This is a genomic window from Curtobacterium sp. 320 (assembly GCF_031455235.1).
GTDB lineage: Bacteria > Actinomycetota > Actinomycetes > Actinomycetales > Microbacteriaceae > Curtobacterium.
The window spans coordinates 96,891-119,808 of record NZ_JAVDSI010000009.1 but is presented as its reverse complement, the minus strand read 5'-3'; the positions used below and the strand labels follow the sequence as shown (position 1 = coordinate 119,808).

Here is a 22,918-nt window from a genome sequence, read left to right as displayed (position 1 = left end):
CCGCGGGTCTCAGAGCGACTGCACCCAGTTGCGGAGCAGTCGGATGCCCGGCTCGCCGGACTTCTCGGGGTGGAACTGGGTGGCGGTGAGCGGACCGTTCTCGACCGCGGCGACGAACCGCTGCCCGTGCTCGGCCCAGGTCAGGCGCGGCGCGCGGAACGGCCCGTACGCCTCGAGCGGGAAGTCGGTCACGCCGTACGAGTGCACGAAGTAGAAGCGCTCGTCGTGCAGGCCCTCGAACAACACCGAGTCCGCAGGAGCGTCGACCGTGTTCCACCCCATGTGGGGCAGGACGTCGGCCTGGATCTGCTCGACCGTGCCCGGCCACTGCCCGAGCCCCTCGACGTCGGCACCGCGCTCGATGCCGCGCGAGAAGAGCACCTGCATGCCGACGCAGATCCCGAGGACCGGACGGCCGCCGGCGAGACGGTGGTCGACGATCTCGCCGCCCCGGACGCCCTCGAGCTGCTCGACCACGGCTCCGAAGGCCCCGACGCCGGGGACCAGCAGTCCGTCGGCCCGGAGCGCCACCTGCTTGTCCGACGTCAGGGTGACGTCGGCGCCGGCGCGTTCGAGGGCCTTGGCGGCGGAGTGGACGTTGCCCGACCCGTAGTCGAGGACGACGACGTTCGGCTTCGCCCCGGCGGTCACAGCGTGCCCTTGGTGGACGGGATGCCGTCCACGCGGGGGTCGAGTTCGACCGCCGTGCGCATCGCCCGGGCGAACGCCTTGAACTCGGCTTCGGCGATGTGGTGCGGGTCGCGGCCCTCGAGCACGCGGACGTGCACCGTGATGCCGGCGTTGAAGGTGATCGCCTCGAACACGTGGCGGACCATCGAGCCGGTGAAGTGGCCGCCGATCCGGTGGAACTCGAAGCCCGCGGGCTCGCCGGAGTGCACGAGGAACGGTCGGCCGGAGACGTCGACCACGGCCTGGGCGAGCGCTTCGTCGAGCGGCACGAGGGCGTCCCCGTACCGACCGATGCCGGCACGGTCACCGAGGGCCTGCTTGAGCGCCTGGCCGAGCACGATGCCGGTGTCCTCGACGGTGTGGTGGACGTCGATGTGGGTGTCGCCGGTCGACCGAACGCGGAGGTCGATGAGCGAGTGCTTGCTGAACGCCGTCAGCATGTGGTCGAAGAACGGCACGCTCGTCGAGATGTCGGACGTGCCGGTGCCGTCGAGGTCGAGTTCGAGCTCGATGCTCGACTCGCTCGTGCTCCGGCTGATCGTGGCGGTGCGCGCGGTCATGCTGCAACCCTAACCGGCGGCTGATCGGCGGCGACGCGGCGCATGGCGTCGAGGAACACGGTGGTCTCCTCTTCCGTGCCGGCGCTCACCCGCAGGTGGTTCGGGATGCCGAGGTCGCGCACGATCACGTCCTGCTCGAGCAGCGCTTCGAACGCGGCGTGCGGGTCGGCGACGCCGCCGAACAGGACGAAGTTCGACCACGTCTCGTACGTGCGGTAGCCCATCGCCCGGAGTTCGGTCACCATGCGGTCGCGCTGCTGCGTGATGTCGTCGACCATCGCGAGCATCGCGGGGGCGTGCCGGAGCGCCGCCACCGCTGCCGCCTGGGTCAGTGCGGAGAGGTGGTACGGCAGCCGGACGAGTCGGATCGCGTCGATGACGGCCGGGTGGGCGGCCATGTAGCCCACGCGGGCACCGGCGAACGCGAACGCCTTGCTCATCGTGCGGGACACGATGAGACGCTCCCGCCCGGGCAGCAGGGTGACGGCGCTCGGGGCGTCGGCAGGCATGAACTCGGCGTAGGCCTCGTCGACCATCACGATGCCGTCGGTCGCGGCGTAGGCGGCCTCGATGGTCTCGATCGGGAGCGGCGTACCCGTGGGGTTGTTCGGCCCGCAGAGGAACACGATGTCCGGCTGGTGCTCACGGATGCCGGCCACTACCGTCTCGGGCGCGATGCGGAACTCGTCGTCGCGCTGCGCCGGGATCCAGGTCGTGCCGGTGCCCGACGCGAGGATCGAGTGCATCGAGTAGGTCGGGGGGAACCCGAGCACAGTGCGAGCCGGCCCACCGAAGGCCTGGAGCAGCTGCTGCAGCACCTCGTTCGAGCCGTTGGCCGCCCAGATCTGCTCCGGCCCGAGTGCTTGCCCCGGCGCCAGGTCGCGCTGGAGGTAGTCCGCGAGGGACTGCCGCAGCTCGGTGAACTCACGGTCGGGGTAGCGGTTCACGGTCGTCAACGCCTGGCGGATCGACGACACGATGTCCTCGGCGACGTCGGCTGGCACCGGATGCGTGTTCTCGTTGACGTTGAGCTGCACGCGCACGTGCTTCTGCGGGGCGCCGTACGGGCTCTGCCCGCGCAGGTCGTCTCGGATCGGGAGGTCTTCGAGCGTGAATGCCACCGATCCATCGTAGGCCGCTCGAACGGTATGGTGACCGGCCGTCCGGACGGTGCTAGTGCCCGGCTGTGTACTGCGCCGGGATCGAGATCTCCTGCCCGGCCTGCAGTCCGGAGCCGTCGAGCGCGTTCAGGCTGACGACGTCCTGCACGAAGTCGCGCGGGTCGGCGTTCGGGGCGGTCTCTTCCGCCAGCTGCCAGAGCGTCTCGCCCGGCTGGATGGTCACGGTCTCGAAGTGGGCGTGCGACTCGGTGTTGCCGGCCGATGCCTGTCCGCCGTTCAGCACGGCGAGTGCCACACCGATCAGCAGCGGGATCGCGGCGAGCGTCGTCAGGACGACCCGGCCGCGACGCGTGAGGCGCAGGCGCGTACGCACGGCGGGCGCGGTGCGCTGGATGTCAGCGATGGCGATGGTGCTCATGTCGTTCTTGCCTTCCCGTTCGGGTGAACCGAAGTCCTGTACCGAACATAGTTTCGAATGACGAGCCGCACAAGTCCTGCGCGGAGATTTCTGGGGGGTTTTCTGCCGACACGCTCGAACAGGTGTTTGTCCGGCGATGACCGGTCGGATACTGTTTCGATCGACTGGGACAAGTCAAGCGGGCACCACCGACATTCCCGCGGGCACGGTCCCGGCACCGACGAAGGGCGAGACGACGTGGCGGACGAACTGCGGGGCCAGAAGCCGCTGACGGCGAAGCAGCAGGCGATCCTCGACGCGATCCGTGCGTCGATCGCCAGCCGGGGCTACCCGCCGAGCATGCGCGAGATCGGTGACGCCGCGGGCTTGTCCTCGCTGTCGAGCGTCTCGCACCAGCTCGGCCAGCTCGAGCTCGGCGGGTGGATCCGCCGCGACCCGAACCGCCCCCGCGCGCTCGAGGTGCTCGTCGACGAGCCGACCCCCGACGTCGAGGGCCCGGACGTCGACGCGACGACGCTCGTCCCGCTCGTCGGTCGGATCGCCGCCGGTGTGCCGATCACGGCCGAGCAGCACGTCGACGAGATCGTGCCGCTCCCCCGGCAGCTCGTCGGCACGGGAGACCTCTTCATGCTCAAGGTCGTGGGCGAGTCGATGATCGACGCCGCGATCTGCGACGGCGACTGGGTGGTCGTCCGGTCGCAGCAGACGGCCGAGAACGGTGACATCGTCGCCGCCATGCTCGACGAGGAAGCGACCGTGAAGGTCTTCCGCCAGCGGGACGGCCACACGTGGCTGCTCCCCCGCAACACCGCGTTCGAGCCGATCCTCGGCGACGCGGCCACCGTGCTCGGCAAGGTCGTGGCGGTCCTCCGCTCGATCTGAGCCGCCGCACCTCCTGACGACGAACGCCCCCTCGCACCGTGCGAGGGGGCGTTCGTACTGTGCGAGGTTCCGACCACCGTGACGGTCTCGCGGGCCCGCACCGTGCCCGGGACCTCGCACGGTGTGGAAGGCGACGGGCGAGGCGGGCGTTCGCCGCGCCTCCTGGACCGCACGCCGCGCGCCGACGCGACCGCACGCCGCGCGTCAGCGCAGGGCGCGCCTCAGGACGCGACGGGCGCGACCACGAACGGGTCGAGTTCCGCGACCTGCCGCTGGAAGACGCGCACCCGCAGGCGTGTGCCGTCCTCGACGTAGTCGACGGTCTCGACCGCACCCGCGTCGTGCAGCGACGACACCAGGTCACCGCGGTCGTACGGGACCACCACGGTGAGCTCGACGTCGGGTTCGGGGAGGCGGGCCTCGATCACGTCGAGGAGGTCCTGGATGCCCTCGCCCGTGCGCGCCGAGACGAACACCGCGTCCGGCACGAGGCCGACCAGGACGAGCCGCTGCGACTCGTCGATGAGGTCGGCCTTGTTGAAGGCGACGATCTCCGGGATCTCGCGGGCACCGACGTCGCCGATGACCTCGCGCACGGTCGCCAGCTGGGCGGCCGGGTCGGGGTGCGAGCCGTCGACCACGTGCACGATGACGTCGGCCTCGCCGACTTCTTCGAGGGTGGAGCGGAATGCCTCGACGAGCTGGTGCGGCAGGTTGCGCACGAAGCCGACGGTGTCGACGAAGGTGAACTCGCGGCCCTTCGCGCTCTCGGTCCGGCGGACCGTGGCGTCCAGCGTCGCGAAGAGCTGGTTCTGGACGAGCACGCCGGCGCTCGTCAGTCGGTTCAGCAGCGAGGACTTGCCCGCGTTGGTGTAGCCGGCGATCGCGACGCTCGGGACGTCGTTGCGGTGTCGGTCGGCCCGCTTCGCCTCGCGCGCGGGGCGGAACCCGGCGATCTGGCGACGGAGCTTGGACATCCGGGTGTGGATGCGGCGACGGTCGAGCTCGATCTTCGTCTCACCGGGACCACGCGAACCCATGCCCGCACCGCCGGAGACCTGGCCACCGGCCTGGCGGGACATCGACTCACCCCAACCACGGAGTCGCGGCAGGAGGTACTCGAGCTGGGCGAGTTCGACCTGCGCCTTGCCCTCGCGGCTCTTGGCGTGCTGGCTGAAGATGTCGAGGATCACGGCCGTCCGGTCGATCACCTTGACCTTCACCACGTCCTCGAGCGCGCGGCGCTGGGACGGGGCGAGTTCGGTGTCGGCGATGACCGTGTCGGCACCGGTGGCCTTGACGACCATCGCGAGCTCTTCCGCCTTGCCCTTGCCGAGGTACGTGGAGGGGTCGGGGTTCGGCCGGCGCTGCAGGAGCCCGTCGAGCACCACGGCACCCGCGGTCTCGGCGAGGGCGGCGAGCTCACGCAGGGAGTTCTCGGCGTCCGAGGCGTCGCCGTGCGGGTACACCCCGATCAGGACGACCTGCTCGAGCCGGAGCTGCCGGTACTCGACCTCGGTGACGTCCTCGAGCTCGGTGGAGAGGCCGCCGACGCGGCGGAGGGCAGCCCGGTCTTCGCGGTCGTACTGGTCGCCGTCGCCCGTCCAGGCGTGGTCGTCGACCGATCGGGTCTGGATCGCCTGCGCGGGGGCGAAGATCGAGGAGCTCGCGCGGGAGTCGGCGTTGCGCAGGACCCGCTCGACGACACCAGCAGCGCTGTCGTCGGTGGTCTCTGCGTCTCGGTTCGTGGTGTCCGTCATCTTCTCCACAGGGTACCGCTCGGGGCCTCGGGACACACGGGGTTGCCGGTACGGTTCATCCATGGCGAACGACCACTACTTCTCCGCGAACCCGTCGTCGGACACCCGCGAACGCCAGATCCACGTCACCCTCGCCGGTCGCCCGCTCACCCTGACCACCGCCGCGGGGGTCTTCAGCCCGGACGGGCTCGACCGTGGCACGCGAGTGCTGCTCGGATCGGTGCCGCCGCCCGCGCACGAGGGGGCGCTGCTCGACGTCGGCTGCGGCTGGGGTCCGATCGCCATCACCATGGCCCTCGACTCCCCCGCCGCCCAGGTGTGGGGCGTCGACGTGAACGAGCGGGTGCTCGGTCTCGCCCGTGCGAACGCTGCTGCTGCGGGGGCCGACAACGTCACCGTCGCACTGCCGGACGAGGTACCGGCCGACCTGCGGTTCCGGACGATCTGGTCGAACCCGCCGATCCGGGTGGGCAAGGACGAGCTGCACCAGATCCTGCTGACGTGGCTGCCCCGGCTCGCGGTCGGTGGGGACGCGTGGTTGGTCGTGTCGAAGGACCTCGGGGGCGATTCGCTGCAGCGGTGGTTGCGGGAGTCGCTCGACGCCGGGTTCCACGTGTCGCGGGCGTCGACGGACAAGGGGTTCCGGGTGCTGCGGGTGCACCGCGCGGCCGAGTAGGCGGCGCGTGCGCGCGTGCCGCGTGCCTGGCGCCGTCGCGCGAAGCGCGCGGTCCGAGTGGAACCACGATTCCGACATCGAACCAGCGCGAGCACGCGGTTCAATGTCGGGAACGTGGTTCGACACGTCACGCGACCCGCCAGCGCGGCTAGCGCGCCGCGACCCGCCAGCGCGGCCAGCGCGCCGCGACCGGGCAGCGCGGCCAGCGGGCCGCAGCCAGCCAGCGCGGCCAGCGCGCAGCGCAGCCAGCGCGCCGCAGTCGGCCAGCGCGACCGACCCGCCCGTCCGCACCACGGCAGTGGCCAGGAGGCGCGACTCAGGTGACGAGCGTCGGCGCGCCGAACCGCGCCTCCTGGCCGGAAGCCCGCCCGGGTCAGACCGTCAGGTCACCCGAGAAGACGAGTTCTGCCGGCCCGGACAACGCGACGTGCTCGCCGTCCTCCGCCGCGAAGATGCGCACCGTGACGACCCCACCCGGCACGCGCACGCGCCACGTGTCCGGCGCACCGTTGCCCGCCCAGTACCGCGTCGCGAGGGCCGCGGCGACGGCGCCCGTGCCGCACGACAGGGTCTCGCCGCTGCCGCGCTCGTGGACGCGCATCGTGATCTGACCGACGCCGTCCTGCACGAGCGGGTCGCCCGGCAGCACGAACTCGACGTTCGCGCCGGCCGCGGGCACCGGCTCGAGCACCGGCACGTACGTGAGGTCGACCTCGGCGAGTTCGTCCTCGGTCGCGACGGCGACCACCACGTGGGGGTTGCCGACGTCGATGCCGAGCCCGGGGCGTGCTCCGTCGAGGTTCTTCGCCCGCACGAGCACGTCGTCCGCGCCGCCGCCCTCGATGCCGAGCCCCCAGCGCCCGAGGTCGGCGGAGAAGCCGTTGGTCGTCCGCTGGATGTCGACGAGGCCCTTGCGGCTGCCGACCGTCAGCGTCTCGCCGGGGGTGAGGTCGACGAGCCCGGACTCCGTGAGGTAGCGCGCGAACACGCGGATGCCGTTCCCGCACATCTCGGCGACCGTGCCGTCGGCGTTGTGGTAGTCCATGAACCAGGTCGCCGCGGGGTCCTCGGCGACGAGCGCCTGCCCTTCCGGCAGCGCATCGGACCGGACCGCCCGGATGACGCCGTCGCCGCCGACACCGAACCGGCGGTCGGCGATGGCGCGGATCCGCTCGGGGGTCAGGTCGACCGACGCGTCGGGGTCGGCGAACAGGACGAAGTCGTTGCCGGTCCCCTGGCCCTTGGTGAAGTGCAGCTCGGTCACGGGACGATCCTACGGGCAGCCGCTGTCAGAGCCGCCCGGTCGGCGCCGGTGACGTCGAGGAGCTCCGCGTCGGCGTACCGCCGGAACCACGACACCTGCCGTCGGGCGTACTTGCGCGTCGCGATGCCCGTCGCCTCGACCGCCTGGTCGACGGTCGCATCCCCACGGAGCACCTCGAGCGCCTGCGAGTACCCGATCGCCGCCCGCGCGGTCCGCCCCGACTCGAGGCCCTGCTCGCGCAGCCCCCGGACCTCGTCCACGAGCCCGGCGTCGAACATGCGCGCCGCGCGCTCGTGCAGCGCGGCGACGAGCTGCGCTCGTTCGCGGTGCAGGTGCAGGATCCGAGCGGGTCGCCAGGCGCGGGGCGCGGACGGGAGGCTCGGCGTGACCACCTCGGATCGGCTCGCGATCTCGAGTGCACGGATCAACCTCCGCGGGTTGCGGGCGTCGATGGTCGCCGCGGCCGCCGGGTCCAGGCCGCGGAGTCGTTCCAGCAGGATGCCCGGCCCGAGTTCCTCGTGCTCGCGCTCGAGGCGGGCGCGGAGTTCGGGGTCGGTCCCGGGGAACGCGAGGTCGAAGAGCACGGCCGAGACGTACAGCCCGCTGCCGCCGACGAGCAGGGCGACGTTCCCGCGGCCGTGGATGGCCTCGATCTCCGCCCGCGCATCACGCTGGTAGGCGGCGACACTGGCCTCGTCCGTGACGTCGAGCACGTCGAGCTGGTGGTGCGGGATGCCCCGGCGCTCCTCGACGCTGAGCTTCGCGGTGCCGATGTCCATGCCGCGGTAGAGCTGCATGGCGTCGGCGTTGACGATCTCGGCGGGGCGGCCTGCGGCGCGGAGGCGTTCGGCGATCGCGATCCCGAGGTCGGACTTGCCGGTGCCGGTCGCCCCGACGACCGCGATCAGGTCGCCGCCGCCGGCGCGCTCCTCGTCAGCGGCCGACACGGATGCTGGGCAGACCGAGCGACACCGGCCGCGGGCCGTCGGCGGCCCCGACGGGTGCCGGCGTCGGGACGCCACAGCTCTCCGCCTGGGCACGGTCCCACGCGTCGCCGGCACGGGTGCGCCGGATCCGCAACGGTGCGTCCCCGTCGGCGATCAGGAAGTGCGGGGCCGAGCGGGTGACCTCGACGGTGACGACGTCCCCGGGGCGCGGCACGTCCGATCCGCCCGGCACCGAGAAGTGCACGAGTCGGGAGTCCTCGGCGCGGCCCGACAGCCGGTGCGTGGCGTCGTCCTTCTTGCCCTCACCGGTGGCGACGAGGACCTGGACCGTGCGCCCGACCTGCTTCGCGTTCTCCTCTGCCGTGATGTGCTCCTGCAGGGCGACGAGCCGCTCGTACCGCTCCTGCACGACGTGCTTCGGCAACTGCTCGTCCATCGTCGCCGCTGGCGTCCCCGGCCGGATCGAGTACTGGAACGTGAACGCCGAGGCGAACCGCGACTGCTCCACGACGCGCAGGGTGTCCTCGAAGTCCGCGTCGGTCTCGCCGGGGAAGCCGACGATGATGTCCGTCGAGATCGCCGCGTGCGGGATCTTCGCCCGGACGCGGTCGAGGATGCCGAGGAACCGTTCGCTCCGGTAGCTGCGGCGCATCGCCTTGAGGACGCGGTCCGACCCGGACTGGAGCGGCATGTGCAGCTGGGGCATCACGTTCGGCGTCTCGGCCATCGCGTCGATGACGTCGTCCGTGAAGGCGGCGGGGTGCGGGCTGGTGAACCGGACCCGTTCGAGGCCCTCGATCTGACCGGCGGCACGGAGCAGCTTGCCGAACGCCTGGCGATCCCCGAACTCGACGCCGTACGAGTTGACGTTCTGCCCGAGCAGGGTGACCTCGATCGCGCCGTCGTCGACGAGTGCCTGGATCTCGGCGAGCACGTCACCCGGGCGGCGGTCCTTCTCCTTGCCGCGCAGCGACGGCACGATGCAGAACGTGCAGGTGTTGTTGCAGCCGACCGAGATCGACACCCAGCCACTGTGCGTCGAGTCGCGCTTGGTCGGGAGGGTCGACGGGAAGACGTCGAGCGACTCGAGGATCTCGATCTGCGCTTCGTCGTTGTGCCGGGCACGCTCGAGCAGCGTCGGCAGCGACCCCATGTTGTGCGTCCCGAAGACGACGTCCACCCACGGCGCCTTCTCGAGGATGACGTTCTTGTCCTTCTGCGCCAGGCACCCGCCGACCGCGATCTGCATGCCGGGGTGCTCGCGCTTGATGCCCGCGAGCTGCCCGAGGTTGCCGTACAGACGGTTGTCGGCGTTCTCGCGCACGGCGCACGTGTTGATGACGACCACGTCCGCCTGCTCGCCGTCGGCGGCGACGTACCCGGCGGCCTGGAGCGACCCGCTCAGCCGCTCGGAGTCGTGCACGTTCATCTGGCACCCGTAGGTGCGGACTTGGTAGGTGCGGGGGCGCGCTGCGACGGTGGCCATGGTCGTCCCAGTGTAAAACCGTCGCGACGCTACTCGAAGCGGACGGAGCCGCGAGGTCCTGCCGGCGGACGCCCACCGCCGTCGAGCGCACGCTCGACCGCGATCCGCACGATGCCGCCGTTGTAGCCCTTGCGCATCAGGAAGCCCGAGAGCCGTCGTTCCGCCGTCGCCCGGTCGAGCCCGCGGAGCTGCCCGGCACGCTTCTGCGCGAGGTCGATCGCCCGGACGAACTCGTCGTCCTCGTCATCGGCGGCTGCCTCGAGCGCCGCGTCGATCGCGACCTGGTCGATGCCGCGGCGCCGCAGTTCGGCGACGACGCCCTGGCGCCCCAGACCCTTGCGGTCGTGCAGGCGGTCGACGAGGTCGGTCGCGAGCGCCACGTCGTCCACGAGTCCGACGCGGGTGAGCCGCTCGATCTCGTGCTCGACGACGTCCGGGTCGAGGTCGTTCTTGGTCAGCATCGTGCGCAGCTCGGACTCGCTGACGCCCTTGCGACCGAGCGCGCGCATGCTGAGCCGCTCGGCGTCGGCACGCTGTTCGTCGATCGGCCGTGGGGCGTCCGCGGGGTCGAGTTCGGCACCGCCGTCGATCGCGAACACGGACGCCGTCGTGGCGTCTGCCGTCCGGTCGTCGTCGTAGCCGTCCTGCTCGGCACGGGCACTGCGGCCGCTGCCGTCCCCGACGACGGGCGAGAGCCACTCCGCCTGCGCCCGAGCGCCCTGGATCGGCAGCGGGACCGGCGCGTCGGCGTCGGCTCCGCCGTGGTCCGTCACGGCATCCGTGTCGCCCGCCGTCTCCGGCCCAGCCGCGGGTCGGCGACGGGACCGCGCACCGCGCGCACCGAACAGGTCGGTGACCGGTGCGAGGTCCTCGTCGCCGTCGTGGTCGGTCGTCACGCGCCCTTGCGCTCCGCGATCTTCGGCGCGATCGACTCGACGGGAGCCTCGACCGCCTCGGCCGACGCACCGCCGACACCGAGCTTGGCGAGGATCTTGCCCTCGATCTCAGCAGCGATCTCGGGGTTCTGGATCAGGAACGACCGCGAGTTCTCCTTGCCCTGCCCGAGCTGGTCGCCGTCGTACGTGTACCAGGCACCGGACTTCTTGACGATGCCGTGGTCGACGCCGAAGTCGAGCAACGAGCCCTCGCGCGAGATGCCCGTGCCGTACAGGATGTCGAACTCGGCCTGCTTGAAGGGCGGGGCCATCTTGTTCTTGACGACCTTGACGCGGGTGCGGTTGCCGACCGCGTCGGTACCGCTCTTGAGCGTCTCGATGCGACGGATGTCGAGGCGGACCGACGCGTAGAACTTGAGCGCCTTACCGCCGGCGGTGGTCTCGGGGCTGCCGAAGAACACACCGATCTTCTCGCGCAGCTGGTTGATGAAGATCATCGTGGTCTGCGTCTGGTTCAGGCCACCGGCGAGCTTGCGGAGTGCCTGCGACATGAGGCGCGCCTGCAGACCGACGTGCGAGTCACCCATCTCGCCCTCGATCTCGGCGCGGGGCACGAGCGCCGCGACGGAGTCGATGACGACGAGGTCGATCGAGCCGGAACGGACGAGCATGTCGGCGATCTCGAGCGCCTGCTCACCGGTGTCCGGCTGGGAGACGAGCAGCGCGTCGATGTCGACGCCGAGCTTCTTCGCGTACTCGGGGTCGAGCGCGTGTTCCGCGTCGATGAAGGCCGCGATGCCGCCGGCGCGCTGGGCGTTGGCGATGGCGTGCAGCGTCAGGGTCGTCTTACCCGACGACTCCGGGCCGTAGATCTCGATGATGCGGCCACGCGGGAGCCCGCCGATGCCGAGCGCGACGTCGAGGGCGACCGAACCGGTCGGGATGGTGGCGACGGGGGCGCGCTCGTCCGAGCCGAGGCGCATGACCGTGCCCTTGCCGAACTGACGGTCGATCTGGGCGAGAGCGGTCTCGAGGGCCTTCTCGCGGTCCTGGGGTGAGGGCATGGTGTGCTTCCTTCGTGCTCGGTGTCGGCCGCCTGTAGGCTGTCGCGTCCACCCGGCCGGTGGTGCAGGGCCGGTGCTTCAGCGACAAGGCTTCGGGCTGTTCCCGTTGACTCGAACCTAGGGCGGGCCACCGACATCACTGCCGACGACCGCGCGATCTGTGGACGAACTCTCCGGACAGCGCCGCTGTGGAGGAAGCTACCACCGATCGAACACCCGTTCGAGCAACACGCCGAACAGAGTTTCGGACGGAGACCGCGCGTCAGTCCCGCGGTTCCGCCAGCCCCTTGCCGTGCCGCTTCTCGAGCGGGACGTCCTGCGACTCGCACAGCGCCTCCCACACGCGGCGCGCATCGATGCCCGCGTCGAGCGCCTCGGCCGCCGAGCGTCCGCCGAGTTCCTCGAGCACCACGTCACGACTGACGACGGCACCGTAGGCATCGCCGAACACCTGGTCGACGGCCCGCCAGAACTCACTCACACGCATCATCCCAGCGTAACCGCGCCGCCCCGACGCCAGAGCACGGCCCCGGAACGCCGAACGCCCCCGCTGGCGGACCAGCGGGGGCGTTCGGGAAGCGGTGGCGTCAGCGCACCGCGAGGTCGTTGTCGAACTCGGCGACGAGGTCGTCCGGGAGCGTGTCGGGCACCGGGGTGAGCCCCTCGACCACCGCGAGACGGTCGCCGACCTCACGCATGATGGTCGAGATGGGGGTGTCCAGCGCGTCCGCGACGGACGCGAGGATCTCCGAGCTGGCTTCCTTCTGCCCACGCTCGACCTCGCTGAGGTACCCGAGAGCCACGCTGGCCTTGGACGCGACCTGACGGAGGGTCCGGCCCTTCTGCAAGCGGAAGTCCCGCAGAACGTCGCCGATTTCCTGACGAACGAGAACCATGAGAACTCCTCCTCTCTGTCGTCTCCGCGCCCGCTCGGTCCTGATGGCCGAGTTCGGGTTCAGCAACAGTAGCGTTGCCGGTTGCAGCATGCTAACCACGCCGGCTGCTCTACTGCTGGAGATTGCGTGAGATGTAACCCAGTGGAAACGGGACCTATTCCCGGGCCCGGATCGTGGACGACATCCGTGCCAGGAGTTCGGAGACGGTCGCCCAGCGGATTGCATCGCGATCGCCGTCGAGGTGCAACTCGTACGCCTGGGCACCGTCGGCGTCCGCGATGCCGACGAAGACCGTCCCCACCGGCTGACCGTCCTGCGGGTCGGGTCCGGCGACACCGGTCGTGCTGATGCCCCAGGTCGCGGGTGCGCCGTCGACCGCGAGTGCTGCTCGCACGCCCGAGGCCATCTGCCGGGCCACCTCGGGGTCGACGGCACCGTTGGACGCGAGCAGCGCCGACGAGACGCCGAGCACGGTGTGCTTCACGGGCGTCGCGTAGGCCACGACTCCCCCGCGCACCACGGCGCTGGCGCCCGGCACGCCGACGAGGGTCGCGACGACGAGTCCACCGGTGAGCGACTCCGCCACGGCGACGGTGTCGCCCCGTTCGGTCAGGCGCGCGACGAGGTCGCGGGCGGACGTCCGGACGTCGGGTCCGGTGTCGTGTCCTGGAGGCGCGGTGCCGGTGACGTCGTCGGCCGCCGTCACGCGGTGGTCCGGTTGTGCTTCCACGCCTGGTACAGGTAGTCGATGCCGCTCAGGATGGTCGCCAGGAAGGCCGCGGTCATCAGGATGCCGTTCACCCAGTGCGCCCAGTCCCCCACGAGGTTCCACCACGGGAAGAGCGCGGCGGTCAACGCGACGGCCTGCAGCACGGTCTTGATCTTGCCGCCCCGGCTCGCCGGGATCACCCGGTCCGAGAGCACCGCGAACCGGAAGACCGTGATGCCGATCTCGCGCACCATGATCAGCACGGTCACGTACCAGGGGAGCTCGCCGAGGATCGACAGCGCGACGAGCGCACCGCCGATGAGGACCTTGTCCGCGATCGGGTCGACGAGCTTCCCGAAGTCCGTGACGAGGTTCTGCCGGCGGGCGATGATGCCGTCGGCGCTGTCCGTGACGATGGCGACCACGAACACGACGGCCGCCCAGATGCGCAGCGGCCCGTCGGTGCCGGCGTCCGTCAGGAGCAGCACGAAGAACAGCGGCGCCATGAGGATGCGCACGACCGTGATGATGTTCGCGACGTTGCCCGTCGACGCCGGGCCGGGGCCCTTGCGCAGGAGTCGTCCGCGCCACGGGAAGCGTGCGCCGTGCGTGGTCTCCGTGCTGTCCGAGGCGGTCATCGCACTCACTCCCTGCCCGTCAGTCCCCACGCGTCCTCATCGGGCTCGTCGTCTGCTTCATCGTACCCGCGCGTCATGTCCGCCACCGGGTCGGCACCGTAGCGGTCGCCGTCGTCGGTCGGGGCGGACGCCGGCGCCGGAGCCGTGGGCGCCGGACCGGCAGCCGGGGCTGCCGGGGCAGCACCCGCTGGTGGCTCCTCGCCCCGGAGCTTCGCGAGCACGGCCGGCAGCTGGTCGGTCGTCACGAGGACGTCGCGCGCCTTCGAGCCCTCGGACGGCCCCACGATGTCGCGGGACTCCATGAGGTCCATCAGACGGCCGGCCTTGGCGAACCCGACGCGGAGCTTGCGCTGGAGCATCGAGGTCGACCCGAACTGCGTCGACACGACCTGCTCGACCGCCGCGAGGAGCAGCTCGAGGTCGTCGCCGATGTCCGCGTCGATCTCCTTGCGCTCGACCACGGCCTGGACGTCCTGGCGGTACTCCGGACGGGCCTGGCGGGTGACGTGCTGGACGACCTCGGCGACCTCGCTCTCCTGCACCCAGGCACCCTGGACGCGGAGCGACTTCGACGACCCCATCGGCAGGAAGAGGGCGTCGCCCTGCCCGATGAGCTTGTCGGCGCCCGGCTGGTCGAGGATGACCCGGGAGTCGGTGACGCTGGTCACCGCGAAGGCGATCCGAGACGGCACGTTCGCCTTGATGAGCCCGGTGATGACGTCGACCGACGGACGCTGCGTCGCGAGCACCAGGTGGATGCCGGCGGCACGGGCGAGCTGGGTGATGCGGACGATCGACTCCTCGACGTCACGCGGCGCGACGAGCATGAGGTCGGCGAGCTCGTCGACGACGACGAGCAGGTACGGGTACGGCTTGAGCTTCCGCTCGCTGCCGGCCGGAAGGACGATCTCGTTGTTCGCGATCGCCTTGTTGAAGTCGTCGACGTGCCGGAACCCGAACGACGCGAGGTCGTCGTACCGCATGTCCATCTCCTTCACGACCCACTGCAGCGCCTCGGCCGCCTTCTTCGGGTTCGTGATGATGGGCGTGATGAGGTGCGGGACGCCGGCGTAGATCGAGAGCTCGACGCGCTTCGGGTCGACGAGGACCATGCGGACCTCGGACGGCTTCGCGCGCATGAGCAGCGACGTGATCATCGAGTTGATGAACACCGACTTGCCGGACCCGGTGGAGCCGGCGACGAGCAGGTGCGGCATCTTCGCGAGGTTGGCCACGACGAAACCGCCCTCGACGTCCTTGCCGACGCCGATCGTCATCGGGTGCTTGGACTTGCGAGCGGCGTTCGAGCGCAGGACGTCACCGAGGGAGACGGTCTCGCGGTCGGTGTTCGGGATCTCGACGCCGATCGCGCTCTTGCCCGGGATCGGCGACAGGATGCGGACCTCGTTCGAGGCGACCGCGTACGACAGGTTCTTCGACAGGGCGGTGACGCGCTCGACCTTCACGCCGGGGCCGAGCTCGATCTCGTACCGGGTCACCGTCGGCCCACGGGAGAACCCGGTGACCTTCGCGTCCACCTTGAACTCGGTGAGGACGCTCGTGATGGCGGCGACGATGTCGTCGTTCGCCTGGCTGCGTGCGACCGACGGCGTGCCGGAGCTCAGCGTCGTGGCGGCCGGCAGCCGGTAGGGCGCGGCCGGGTCTTCGTCGGGGCCGGCCACCGGGGGCAGGCCGTCCGTGTCGTCGGCGGCGTCGACGGAGAGGTCCTCGGCCGGGAGCGACGGCGAGACCACCGGCGACACCGAGGCGTCCGGACGGACGACCTCGGCCGGCGCGGGGCGTTCCGGCACCGGGGTCCCGAAGTCACGCAGGGCCTGTTCGGCGATCTGCAGGTCCTGCTCGACCGAGTCGTTGAGGTTGACCGAACCGGGCTCGGCCGGCGTGTGGTCGACCAGACCGGCGGCGGCACCGGCGTTCGGGCCGGGTGCCGGCGCGGCTGCTGCGGCCGGGGGGACGGTCGACGTCGCACCGCTGATCACGGGGCTGTCGTACGCGGGGTCCTCTTCGCGACCGGACTTGTTCCGGCGCCACCACGGGATGGTCCCGCCCTCGGCGTCGGACTCGGCGGCCTTGTCGTCCTCGAAGCCGAGGTCGTCGAACAGCTGGAAGTCGGTGTCGCCCTTCGCGCCGCGCTTCTTCGTCGGCTTGGTCCGTGCGGCGGGCGCCTCGGCGACGGGCTCGTCCGTCTCGGTCGCCGGCGCTGGCGCGCCGAACAGGTACGCGTAGAGCTCGTGCAGCCGCCGACCGATCTTGTTCGGCGGCGTCTTGGTGATGATGAAGAGCGAGAGCACGAGCAGCAGCACCGCGACCGGCACCGCCACCCACTCCGTCGCGACCGCGACGAGCCAGGCGATCACGACCCAGCCGATGACACCGCCGGCGGTCGCCAGCGCGGGCATGCCGTCCGAGGCGCTCGGCTGCCCGCCGAACACGTGGCAGAGCGCCGCGATCGACACCAACAGCAGGCCGAGGCCGATCCCGATCCGGGTGTTGTCGTGCACGGACGCCGGGTGCCGGAAGAGCCACCCGGCGAATACGACCATGATGACGGGCAACGCGAAGGCCAGTCGGCCGAACAGCCCGCCGAACGTGTACGCGTCGAGCGCCACCGAGACGGCGTTCGACGGGTTGAGCCACTCGACCACCGCGCCGGCGACGGCCAGCACGAAGAGCAGGAACGGGAACCCGTCGCGCCGCTGGTCCTTCTCGAGCGTCTCCGTGCCGAGCAGGCGGAAGACCGCGCCGACGCCGTGCGCCATCGCGAGCCAGAACGTCACGAGGGGGTTCTGTTCTCGGAAGACCGGGGTCGGTGCGGCCTGCGGCAGCTTCTTCGTCGTGGCCTGGGTGCGCGACGAGCCACGCGTCCCGTTTCCACGGGACGACGAGGACGCGCGCGAGCGCGTGGTCGACTTGGTGCCTCCGGCCATGGGCAGAACCCTAATCCCCCCTCAGGACAAACCGAGCGCGGCCCGCCGGTCAGCCGACAGGCCGGAACGTGCCAGGAGGCGCGGTGCACGTCCGTCAGGAACGTGCACCGCGCCTCCTGGACACGGCCACTGCGACCACCGCGACGTGCGCGGTGGTCGCGACGAGCGCTACGCCTCGATGACCACCGGCACGATCATCGGACGACGACGGTGCTTCGTGTTCACCCATCGACCCACGGTCCGGCGGACGACCTGCCCGAAGGCGTGCCCGTCGCGCGTGCCGTTCGCGGCCGCCTCGGCGAGCGCCTTCGCGATCTGCGGACGGACGTCGTCGAAGACCGAGTCGTCCTCGGCGAAGCCGCGCGACTGGATCTCCGGGCCGACGACGCACTGGCCGGTGGTGAAGTCCACCGCGGCGAAGATCGAGATGAAGCCCTCTTCCGCGAGGACCCGGCGGTCCTTGAGGTCGGCGTCGGTGATCTCGCCCACGGTCGACCCGTCGACGTAGACGTACCCGATGTCCAGCTGGCCGGCGACCCGGACCTCGCCGTCCTTCAGGTCGACGACGATGCCGTCCTGGCCGAGGATGACGTTCCGCGGCGGCACACCGGTCTGGATCGCGAGGTCCGCGCTGGCGTACAGGTGGCGGTGCTCGCCGTGCACGGGCAGCACGTTCTTCGGCCGGAGGATGTTGTAGCAGTAGAGCAGTTCGCCGGCCGACGCGTGTCCGGAGACGTGCACCTTGGCGTTGCCCTTGTGCACGACCTTCGCGCCGAGCTTGGTGAGCCCGTCGATGACGCGGTACACGGCGTTCTCGTTGCCCGGGATCAGCGACGAGGCGAGGATGACGGTGTCGCCCTCGCCGATCTCGATCTGGTGCTCGAGGTTGGCCATGCGCGCGAGCACGGCCATCGGCTCGCCCTGCGACCCGGTCGACATGTAGACGATCTGGTCGTCGGGGACGTTCTTCGCCTTCTTCGTGTCGATGAGCACGTTCTCGGGCACCCGGAGGTAGCCGAGGTCGGCGGCGATCGTCATGTTGCGGATCATCGAGCGGCCCATGAACGCGACCTTGCGGTTCGCGGCGGCGGCGGCGTCGAGGACCTGCTGCACACGGTGCACGTGCGACGAGAAGCTCGCCACGACGACCTTCTTGCGGGCGCGCGTGATGATGTTCTCGAGCACGGGTCCGATGTCGCGCTCGGGCGCGGTGAAGCCCGGCACGTCGGCGTTGGTCGAGTCCGGCAGGAACAGGTCGACGCCCTGCTCCCCCAGGCGTGCGAAGGCACGGAGGTCGGTGATGCGGTCGTCCAGCGGGAGCTGGTCCATCTTGAAGTCACCCGTGTGCAGGACACGACCGGCGGGGGTCGTGATCGCGACGGCGAGGGCGTCCGGGATGGAGTGGTTGACGGCCACGAACTCGAGGTGGAACGGGCCGAGCTGCTCGGTCTGGTCCTCGGCCACGACGAGCGTGTACGGCTTGATCCGGTGTTCCTTGAGCTTCGCCTCGACGAGCGCGAGGGTCAGCGTGGAGCCGATCAGCGGGATGTCGTCGCGGAGCTTCAGCAGGTACGGGACGGCACCGATGTGGTCCTCGTGGCCGTGCGTGAGCACGACGCCGAGGACGTCGTCGAGGCGGTCCCGGATCGGCGCGAAGTCCGGCAGGATCAGGTCGACCCCGGGCTGGTGTTCCTCGGGGAAGAGCACGCCGGCGTCGACGATGAGCAGCTTGCCCTCGTACTCGTACACGGTCATGTTGCGACCGATCTCGCCGAGTCCCCCGACGGGGATGACGCGGAGGGTGCCGGCTTCGAGCGGCTGCGGTTCGGAGATCTGTGTGGGCATTCGGTCCTACGGATTCGGGCGACGCGCGTCCTGCGCGCCGCGTGTTCGCTAGCGGGTGGTGCCTGGCACCTTCGGAAGAGCACCGCCGGCCGCTGCGTTGCGGTCGGGGCGGAAGTTGGAGAAGTCGGCGCCCGGGATGTCCCGGACGGCTTCGAGCGAGGTCTCGATGGCGTACGCCTCGGAGTCCTCGGGGCCGACGAGCGGCAACCGGACGCGCGGGCTGCCGATGCGGCCGAGCCCGTGCAGGATGTACTTCGCCGCCACGGTACCCGGAACGTGCGTCATCACGGCACGGACGAGGGGTTCGACGCGCTTGTGCTCGGCGGTCGCGGTGGCCAGGTCGCCCCGGTTCACGGCGTCGACGATGGTGCGGTACGGCGTCGACGTGATGTTCGCCGTGACGCCGATGAGCCCCGTCGCGCCGATCGACAGGTGCGGGAGCACGTTCGTGTCGTCGCCCGAGAAGTACATGAGGTCGGTGTTGTTGAGCACCCGGGACACCTCGGCGAAGTCGCCCTTGGCGTCCTTCACCGCGAGGATGTTCGGGTGGTGCGAGGCCCGCACGATCGTCTCGTACGTGATCGGGATGCCCGTGCGACCGGGGATGTCGTACAGGATCACCGGCAGGTCGGTCGCGTCGGCGATCATCCGGAAGTGGGTGAGCACACCGGACTGGGTCGGCTTGTTGTAGTACGGCGTGACGATCATCACACCGTCGGCGCCGGCCTTCTCGCTCTGCTTGTAGAGGTGGATCGCGTGTGCGGTCTCGTTCGACCCGCCACCCGTGATGATCTTCGCGCGGCCCGCGGCGACGGACTTGCCGACCTCGACCAGCCGGAGCTTCTCGGGGTCGGTCAGCGTGCTCGTCTCACCGGTCGTGCCGGTGACCACGATGCCGTCGGCGCCGGCGGTGATGCAGTCGTCGATGTGCTGCTCGACGCCGGGCCAGTCGACCTCGCCGTCGGCCGTGAACGGGGTCACGAGGGCGACGAGGACCTGACCGAAGGGATTCTCACGCGGGGACACGGGCACCAGCGTACCGGGGATGCGCGCGAGGGCTGCCGTCCGCGTGGACGGTGCGGCCCAGGAGGCGCGGCTCGACCCCGCCCCACGCGCTGCGGCCGCGCGGTGCGTGGCCGTCCGGCGCTGGCGCGGCGCGGCCGCTGCGTCCGCCGCGTTCGCACAACGGAAGTCACGGGGAACCGCGGAAAGGCGCGGCGCGACGTGTCTTTGGTTGTGCGCCGCCCGCGGCGCGCGGCGCCCGCGGCGGCGCCCGGCGCTACGCGCGCCGGCGCCACTCGAGGAAGCGGTAGCGCGTCCCGTCGACGCGCGACTCCTGCCACGGCCCCTCGTCGACGAGCGACCATCCGGCCACCCCGGCGAGCGTCGGCGCCACGGTGTCCCCCGGCACCTCGGCGTCGATCACCGTCTCGGAGACCCGGTCGGCGAAGGGCATCCCCGCCGCGTACACCTGCCCGCCGCCCATGATCCACACGGCCTCGTCGGTGTCCAGCGCGGTCGCCAGGTCGTGCACGACCTCGGCCCCGTCGGCCGTCCACGAGGCGTCCCGCGTCAGCACGACGTTCCGCCGCCCGGGCAGCGGCCGGAAGCGCTCCGGCAACGACTCCCACGTGCGGCGCCCCATCAGGACGGTCGCGTCGCCGGTGACCTGCCGGAAGTGCGCGAGGTCCTCGGGCACGTGCCACGGCATCCCGCCGTCGGCCCCGATCACGCCGTTGGTCGAGCGCGCCCAGACCATCCCGACACCACGGACGGGTTCGGTCCACGAGGACGACATCAGACAGCGACCGTGGCCGTGATCGCCGGGTGGTGGTGGTAGCCGACGACCGTGAAGTCCTCGTACTCGTAGTCGTCGATCGAGTCGCGCGGCGCGAGCTCGAGTGTGGGGAGCGCGTACGCGGTACGGGACAGCTGCTCCTCCACCTGCTCGACGTGGTTGTCGTAGACGTGGCAGTCGCCGCCGGTCCACACGAACTCGCCGACCTCGAGCCCGGTCTGCGCCGCGATCATGTGGGTGAGCAGCGCGTACGAGGCGATGTTGAACGGGACGCCGAGGAACATGTCCGCGCTCCGCTGGTAGAGCTGGCACGAGAGCTTGCCGTCGTTCACGTAGAACTGGAAGAACGCGTGGCACGGGGCGAGCGCCATCTCGGGGATGTCGGCGACGTTCCACGCCGAGACGATCAGGCGGCGGCTGTCCGGGTTCGTCGTGATCTGCTCGATGACCTGGGCGATCTGGTCGACGTGCTCCCCCGACGGCGTCGGCCACGAACGCCACTGCACGCCGTACACCGGGCCGAGGTCGCCGTCCTCGTCCGCCCACTCGTTCCAGATCCGGACGCCGTGCTCCTGCAGCCAGCGGGCATTGCCGTCGCCGCGCAGGAACCAGAGCAGCTCGTAGGCGACGGACTTGAAGTGCACCCGCTTCGTCGTGACGAGCGGGAAGCCCTTCGACAGGTCGTACCGGAGCTGTGCGCCGAACAGGCTGCGGGTCCCCGTCCCGGTGCGGTCGCCCTTCGGAGTCCCTTCGGTGAGGACACGCCGCAGCAGGTCCTCGTAGGGGGTCGCGACGGTGGGGTCGGGCTGCACGGTCTCGCTGTCGGTCACGACCACGAGCCTACGACGAGCCGGAGACATCCACGGGCAGTTGAGTAGCGTGAGCGACATGACGACAGCGCCGCTCTCGATCCTGCTCGCCGGTGCGTCCGGCTTCATCGGTACACCCCTCGTCCACGCCCTGCGCGAGGCCGGGCACCACGTCACCACCCTCGTCCGACGCGAGCCGCGCACGGCGAGCGAGTTCCGCTGGTCCCCGGGCACCCGGAAGCTCGACCCGGCGATCCTCGACGGCGCCGACGTCGTGATCAACCTCGCCGGCGCGAACATCGGCAAGCTCCCCTGGACCGAGACTTACAAGCGGGAGATCCTGCAGTCGCGGGTGTCCGCCACCGAGACTCTCGTCGAGGCAATGCGCCACGCGACGAACCCGCCGCCGCTGTTCCTCTCGGGCTCGGCCTCGGGGGTCTACGGCGACCGCCCGGCCGACGTCCTGCAGGACGACGCGGCCGCCGGCACCGGCTTCCTCGCCGAGGTCTGCACCGCGTGGGAGGCAGCAGCGAACGCCGCTCCCGAGGGCGTCCGCGTCGTGACGCTCCGCACCGGCATCGTCGTCGGGAAGGGCGGCGGCGCGCTCGCACCGCTCGTCCCGCTCACGAAGACCGGGCTGGGCGGCCGCCTCGGCACCGGTGGGCAGCACTGGCCGTGGATCGCCCTCGAGGACGAGGTGGGCGCGATCGTGCACCTCGCGACGAGCCCCGACGCCTCGGACGTCGTCGGGCCGGTGAACCTCGCCGGCCCCGAGGCCGCCGTCGCCGACCGCATCACCAAGCGCGTCGCCGAGGACCTGCACCGGCCCTACCTCTTCCGGATCCCGGAGTTCGCGCTCCGGCTGCTCCTGCAGCAGGCGGCCGACGAGATGCTCCTGTCGAGCCAGCAGATGGTGCCGACGAAGCTGCTCGAGTCCGGCTACGCGTTCCGGTACCAGCGCGCCGAGGACGCGGTCGACGCCGCGTTCTGACGCGACCGGCTGCGGGCCCGGAGGCGCGGTGCGGGCCCGCACCGCGCCTCCTGTCAGGACGTGCGTGCCCTGGTGAGCGCTTCGCGCATCGCGGCCCGCGCCCGCTTGCGGTCACCCGCGGCGTCGTAGACGACGCCGAGTCGGTACCACCCGCGCCAGTCCGTCGGGTCGGACTCGACGGCGGCCTTGTACTCGGGGAAGAGCTCGTCGGCGGCCTCGCGCGTGGGACGCCCCGAGGGACGGACCGGGACGACGTCCGAGGGGGCGCCGCCCTCCTGCTCGAGCCGGGCGCCGAGCCGCGTGATGCGCAGGCCGAAGCGGAACTCGAGCACGAGCAGCAGCGCACCGATCGCCGCGACGACGAAGAGCGCGACGCCGATGCCGATGCCGATCGGGATGCCCGTCGCGATGAACGCCACGGCACGCTGCCCGACGAGCACGATGTACAGCGCCAGCAGCACCGCCATGAGCGCCGCGCCCCAGAAGGGCGAACGGAGGGACCGGGTCAGGCGCACGACGG

At 71.0% G+C, this 22,918-nt stretch carries 23 protein-coding genes; 3 read left to right on the top strand and 20 right to left on the bottom strand.

Annotated features, from left to right (window positions below):
- Window positions 1-9: 9 nt before the first annotated feature.
- From hisH to J2X60_RS13255, 4 genes are read right to left on the bottom strand one after another with little or no spacing between them, the layout of a single operon-like run.
- Complete coding sequence (hisH, locus tag J2X60_RS13270; RefSeq protein ID WP_309888099.1) at window positions 10-651, bottom strand: imidazole glycerol phosphate synthase subunit HisH; 642 nt, start codon at window positions 649-651, stop codon at window positions 10-12.
- On the bottom strand, window positions 648-1,250 hold the full coding sequence (gene hisB, locus J2X60_RS13265) for an imidazoleglycerol-phosphate dehydratase HisB (protein WP_071301667.1): 603 nt from the start codon (window positions 1,248-1,250) through the stop codon (window positions 648-650). Before hisB ends, hisH begins: the two co-directional genes overlap by 4 nt.
- Window positions 1,247-2,371 carry a histidinol-phosphate transaminase gene (locus J2X60_RS13260; protein WP_309888097.1) on the bottom strand — a complete coding sequence of 375 codons (1,125 nt, stop codon included), beginning with the start codon at window positions 2,369-2,371 and terminating at the stop codon, window positions 1,247-1,249. Before J2X60_RS13260 ends, hisB begins: the two co-directional genes overlap by 4 nt.
- Window positions 2,372-2,423: 52 nt before the next feature.
- On the bottom strand, window positions 2,424-2,789 hold the full coding sequence (locus J2X60_RS13255; RefSeq protein ID WP_309888095.1) for a LysM peptidoglycan-binding domain-containing protein: 366 nt from the start codon (window positions 2,787-2,789) through the stop codon (window positions 2,424-2,426).
- Window positions 2,790-3,026: 237 nt separating this feature from the next.
- Here J2X60_RS13255 and lexA point away from each other — a divergent pair, with 237 nt between their 5' ends.
- Complete coding sequence (gene lexA / locus J2X60_RS13250) at window positions 3,027-3,671, top strand: transcriptional repressor LexA (protein WP_070416502.1); 645 nt, start codon at window positions 3,027-3,029, stop codon at window positions 3,669-3,671.
- Between the two features lie 221 nt (window positions 3,672-3,892).
- Here the strand turns inward: lexA and hflX are convergent, their stop codons facing one another.
- Window positions 3,893-5,431, bottom strand: coding sequence for a GTPase HflX (hflX, locus tag J2X60_RS13245; protein WP_070419127.1), 1,539 nt, complete (start codon window positions 5,429-5,431; stop codon window positions 3,893-3,895).
- 61 nt (window positions 5,432-5,492) lie between these two features.
- On the opposite strand from hflX, the gene J2X60_RS13240 reads away from it, so the two are divergent.
- Window positions 5,493-6,107: a methyltransferase gene (locus J2X60_RS13240; protein WP_309888091.1), complete on the top strand. Its 615-nt coding sequence runs from the start codon at window positions 5,493-5,495 to the stop codon at window positions 6,105-6,107.
- Window positions 6,108-6,480: 373 nt separating this feature from the next.
- Here J2X60_RS13240 and dapF read toward each other — a convergent pair whose 3' ends face one another.
- The 14 genes from dapF to J2X60_RS13170 form a co-directional block, all read right to left on the bottom strand.
- A complete protein-coding gene (dapF, locus tag J2X60_RS13235; protein ID WP_309888090.1) occupies window positions 6,481-7,371 on the bottom strand; it encodes a diaminopimelate epimerase in 891 nt (296 codons plus the stop codon).
- On the bottom strand, window positions 7,368-8,318 hold the full coding sequence (miaA, locus tag J2X60_RS13230; RefSeq protein ID WP_309888088.1) for a tRNA (adenosine(37)-N6)-dimethylallyltransferase MiaA: 951 nt from the start codon (window positions 8,316-8,318) through the stop codon (window positions 7,368-7,370). Before miaA ends, dapF begins: the two co-directional genes overlap by 4 nt.
- A complete protein-coding gene (miaB, locus tag J2X60_RS13225; RefSeq protein WP_309888086.1) occupies window positions 8,305-9,804 on the bottom strand; it encodes a tRNA (N6-isopentenyl adenosine(37)-C2)-methylthiotransferase MiaB in 1,500 nt (499 codons plus the stop codon). Before miaB ends, miaA begins: the two co-directional genes overlap by 14 nt.
- A gap of 29 nt (window positions 9,805-9,833) precedes the next feature.
- Window positions 9,834-10,700, bottom strand: a complete 867-nt coding sequence (locus J2X60_RS13220; protein ID WP_309888084.1) for a regulatory protein RecX — start codon at window positions 10,698-10,700, stop codon at window positions 9,834-9,836.
- Window positions 10,697-11,764 (bottom strand): recombinase RecA, encoded by a 1,068-nt coding sequence (recA, locus tag J2X60_RS13215; protein WP_070416506.1) that lies wholly within the window; start codon window positions 11,762-11,764, stop codon window positions 10,697-10,699. Before recA ends, J2X60_RS13220 begins: the two co-directional genes overlap by 4 nt.
- Before the next feature lie 262 nt (window positions 11,765-12,026).
- Complete coding sequence (locus J2X60_RS13210) at window positions 12,027-12,251, bottom strand: DUF3046 domain-containing protein (protein WP_022907383.1); 225 nt, start codon at window positions 12,249-12,251, stop codon at window positions 12,027-12,029.
- Window positions 12,252-12,351: 100 nt separating this feature from the next.
- Complete coding sequence (locus J2X60_RS13205; RefSeq protein WP_058742950.1) at window positions 12,352-12,660, bottom strand: helix-turn-helix domain-containing protein; 309 nt, start codon at window positions 12,658-12,660, stop codon at window positions 12,352-12,354.
- 154 nt (window positions 12,661-12,814) lie between these two features.
- Complete coding sequence (locus tag J2X60_RS13200; protein ID WP_302847417.1) at window positions 12,815-13,390, bottom strand: CinA family protein; 576 nt, start codon at window positions 13,388-13,390, stop codon at window positions 12,815-12,817.
- Entirely contained in the window at window positions 13,363-14,016 is a 654-nt protein-coding gene (pgsA, locus tag J2X60_RS13195; RefSeq protein ID WP_083294987.1) for a CDP-diacylglycerol--glycerol-3-phosphate 3-phosphatidyltransferase, read from the bottom strand. Before pgsA ends, J2X60_RS13200 begins: the two co-directional genes overlap by 28 nt.
- Window positions 14,013-16,955: a DNA translocase FtsK gene (locus J2X60_RS13190; protein ID WP_309888081.1), complete on the bottom strand. Its 2,943-nt coding sequence runs from the start codon at window positions 16,953-16,955 to the stop codon at window positions 14,013-14,015. Before J2X60_RS13190 ends, pgsA begins: the two co-directional genes overlap by 4 nt.
- A 168-nt stretch (window positions 16,956-17,123) precedes the next feature.
- The gene (locus tag J2X60_RS13185) at window positions 17,124-18,800 is read right to left on the bottom strand and encodes a ribonuclease J (protein WP_070416509.1); all 1,677 of its coding nucleotides are present in this window, start codon (window positions 18,798-18,800) and stop codon (window positions 17,124-17,126) included.
- A gap of 48 nt (window positions 18,801-18,848) precedes the next feature.
- A complete protein-coding gene (dapA, locus tag J2X60_RS13180; RefSeq protein ID WP_071295500.1) occupies window positions 18,849-19,826 on the bottom strand; it encodes a 4-hydroxy-tetrahydrodipicolinate synthase in 978 nt (325 codons plus the stop codon).
- Between the two features lie 253 nt (window positions 19,827-20,079).
- Window positions 20,080-20,598, bottom strand: a complete 519-nt coding sequence (locus J2X60_RS13175) for a dihydrofolate reductase (RefSeq protein ID WP_309888078.1) — start codon at window positions 20,596-20,598, stop codon at window positions 20,080-20,082.
- The gene (locus tag J2X60_RS13170) at window positions 20,598-21,428 is read right to left on the bottom strand and encodes a thymidylate synthase (protein WP_309888076.1); all 831 of its coding nucleotides are present in this window, start codon (window positions 21,426-21,428) and stop codon (window positions 20,598-20,600) included. The genes J2X60_RS13175 and J2X60_RS13170 overlap by 1 nt, the downstream gene beginning before the upstream one ends.
- 58 nt (window positions 21,429-21,486) lie before the next feature.
- On the opposite strand from J2X60_RS13170, the gene J2X60_RS13165 reads away from it, so the two are divergent.
- On the top strand, window positions 21,487-22,398 hold the full coding sequence (locus J2X60_RS13165; protein ID WP_309888073.1) for a TIGR01777 family oxidoreductase: 912 nt from the start codon (window positions 21,487-21,489) through the stop codon (window positions 22,396-22,398).
- Window positions 22,399-22,451: 53 nt separating this feature from the next.
- On the opposite strand, the gene J2X60_RS13160 is transcribed toward J2X60_RS13165, so the two are convergent.
- The gene (locus tag J2X60_RS13160) at window positions 22,452-22,913 is read right to left on the bottom strand and encodes a tetratricopeptide repeat protein (protein ID WP_396127799.1); all 462 of its coding nucleotides are present in this window, start codon (window positions 22,911-22,913) and stop codon (window positions 22,452-22,454) included.
- Between the last annotated feature and the right edge of the window lie 5 nt (window positions 22,914-22,918).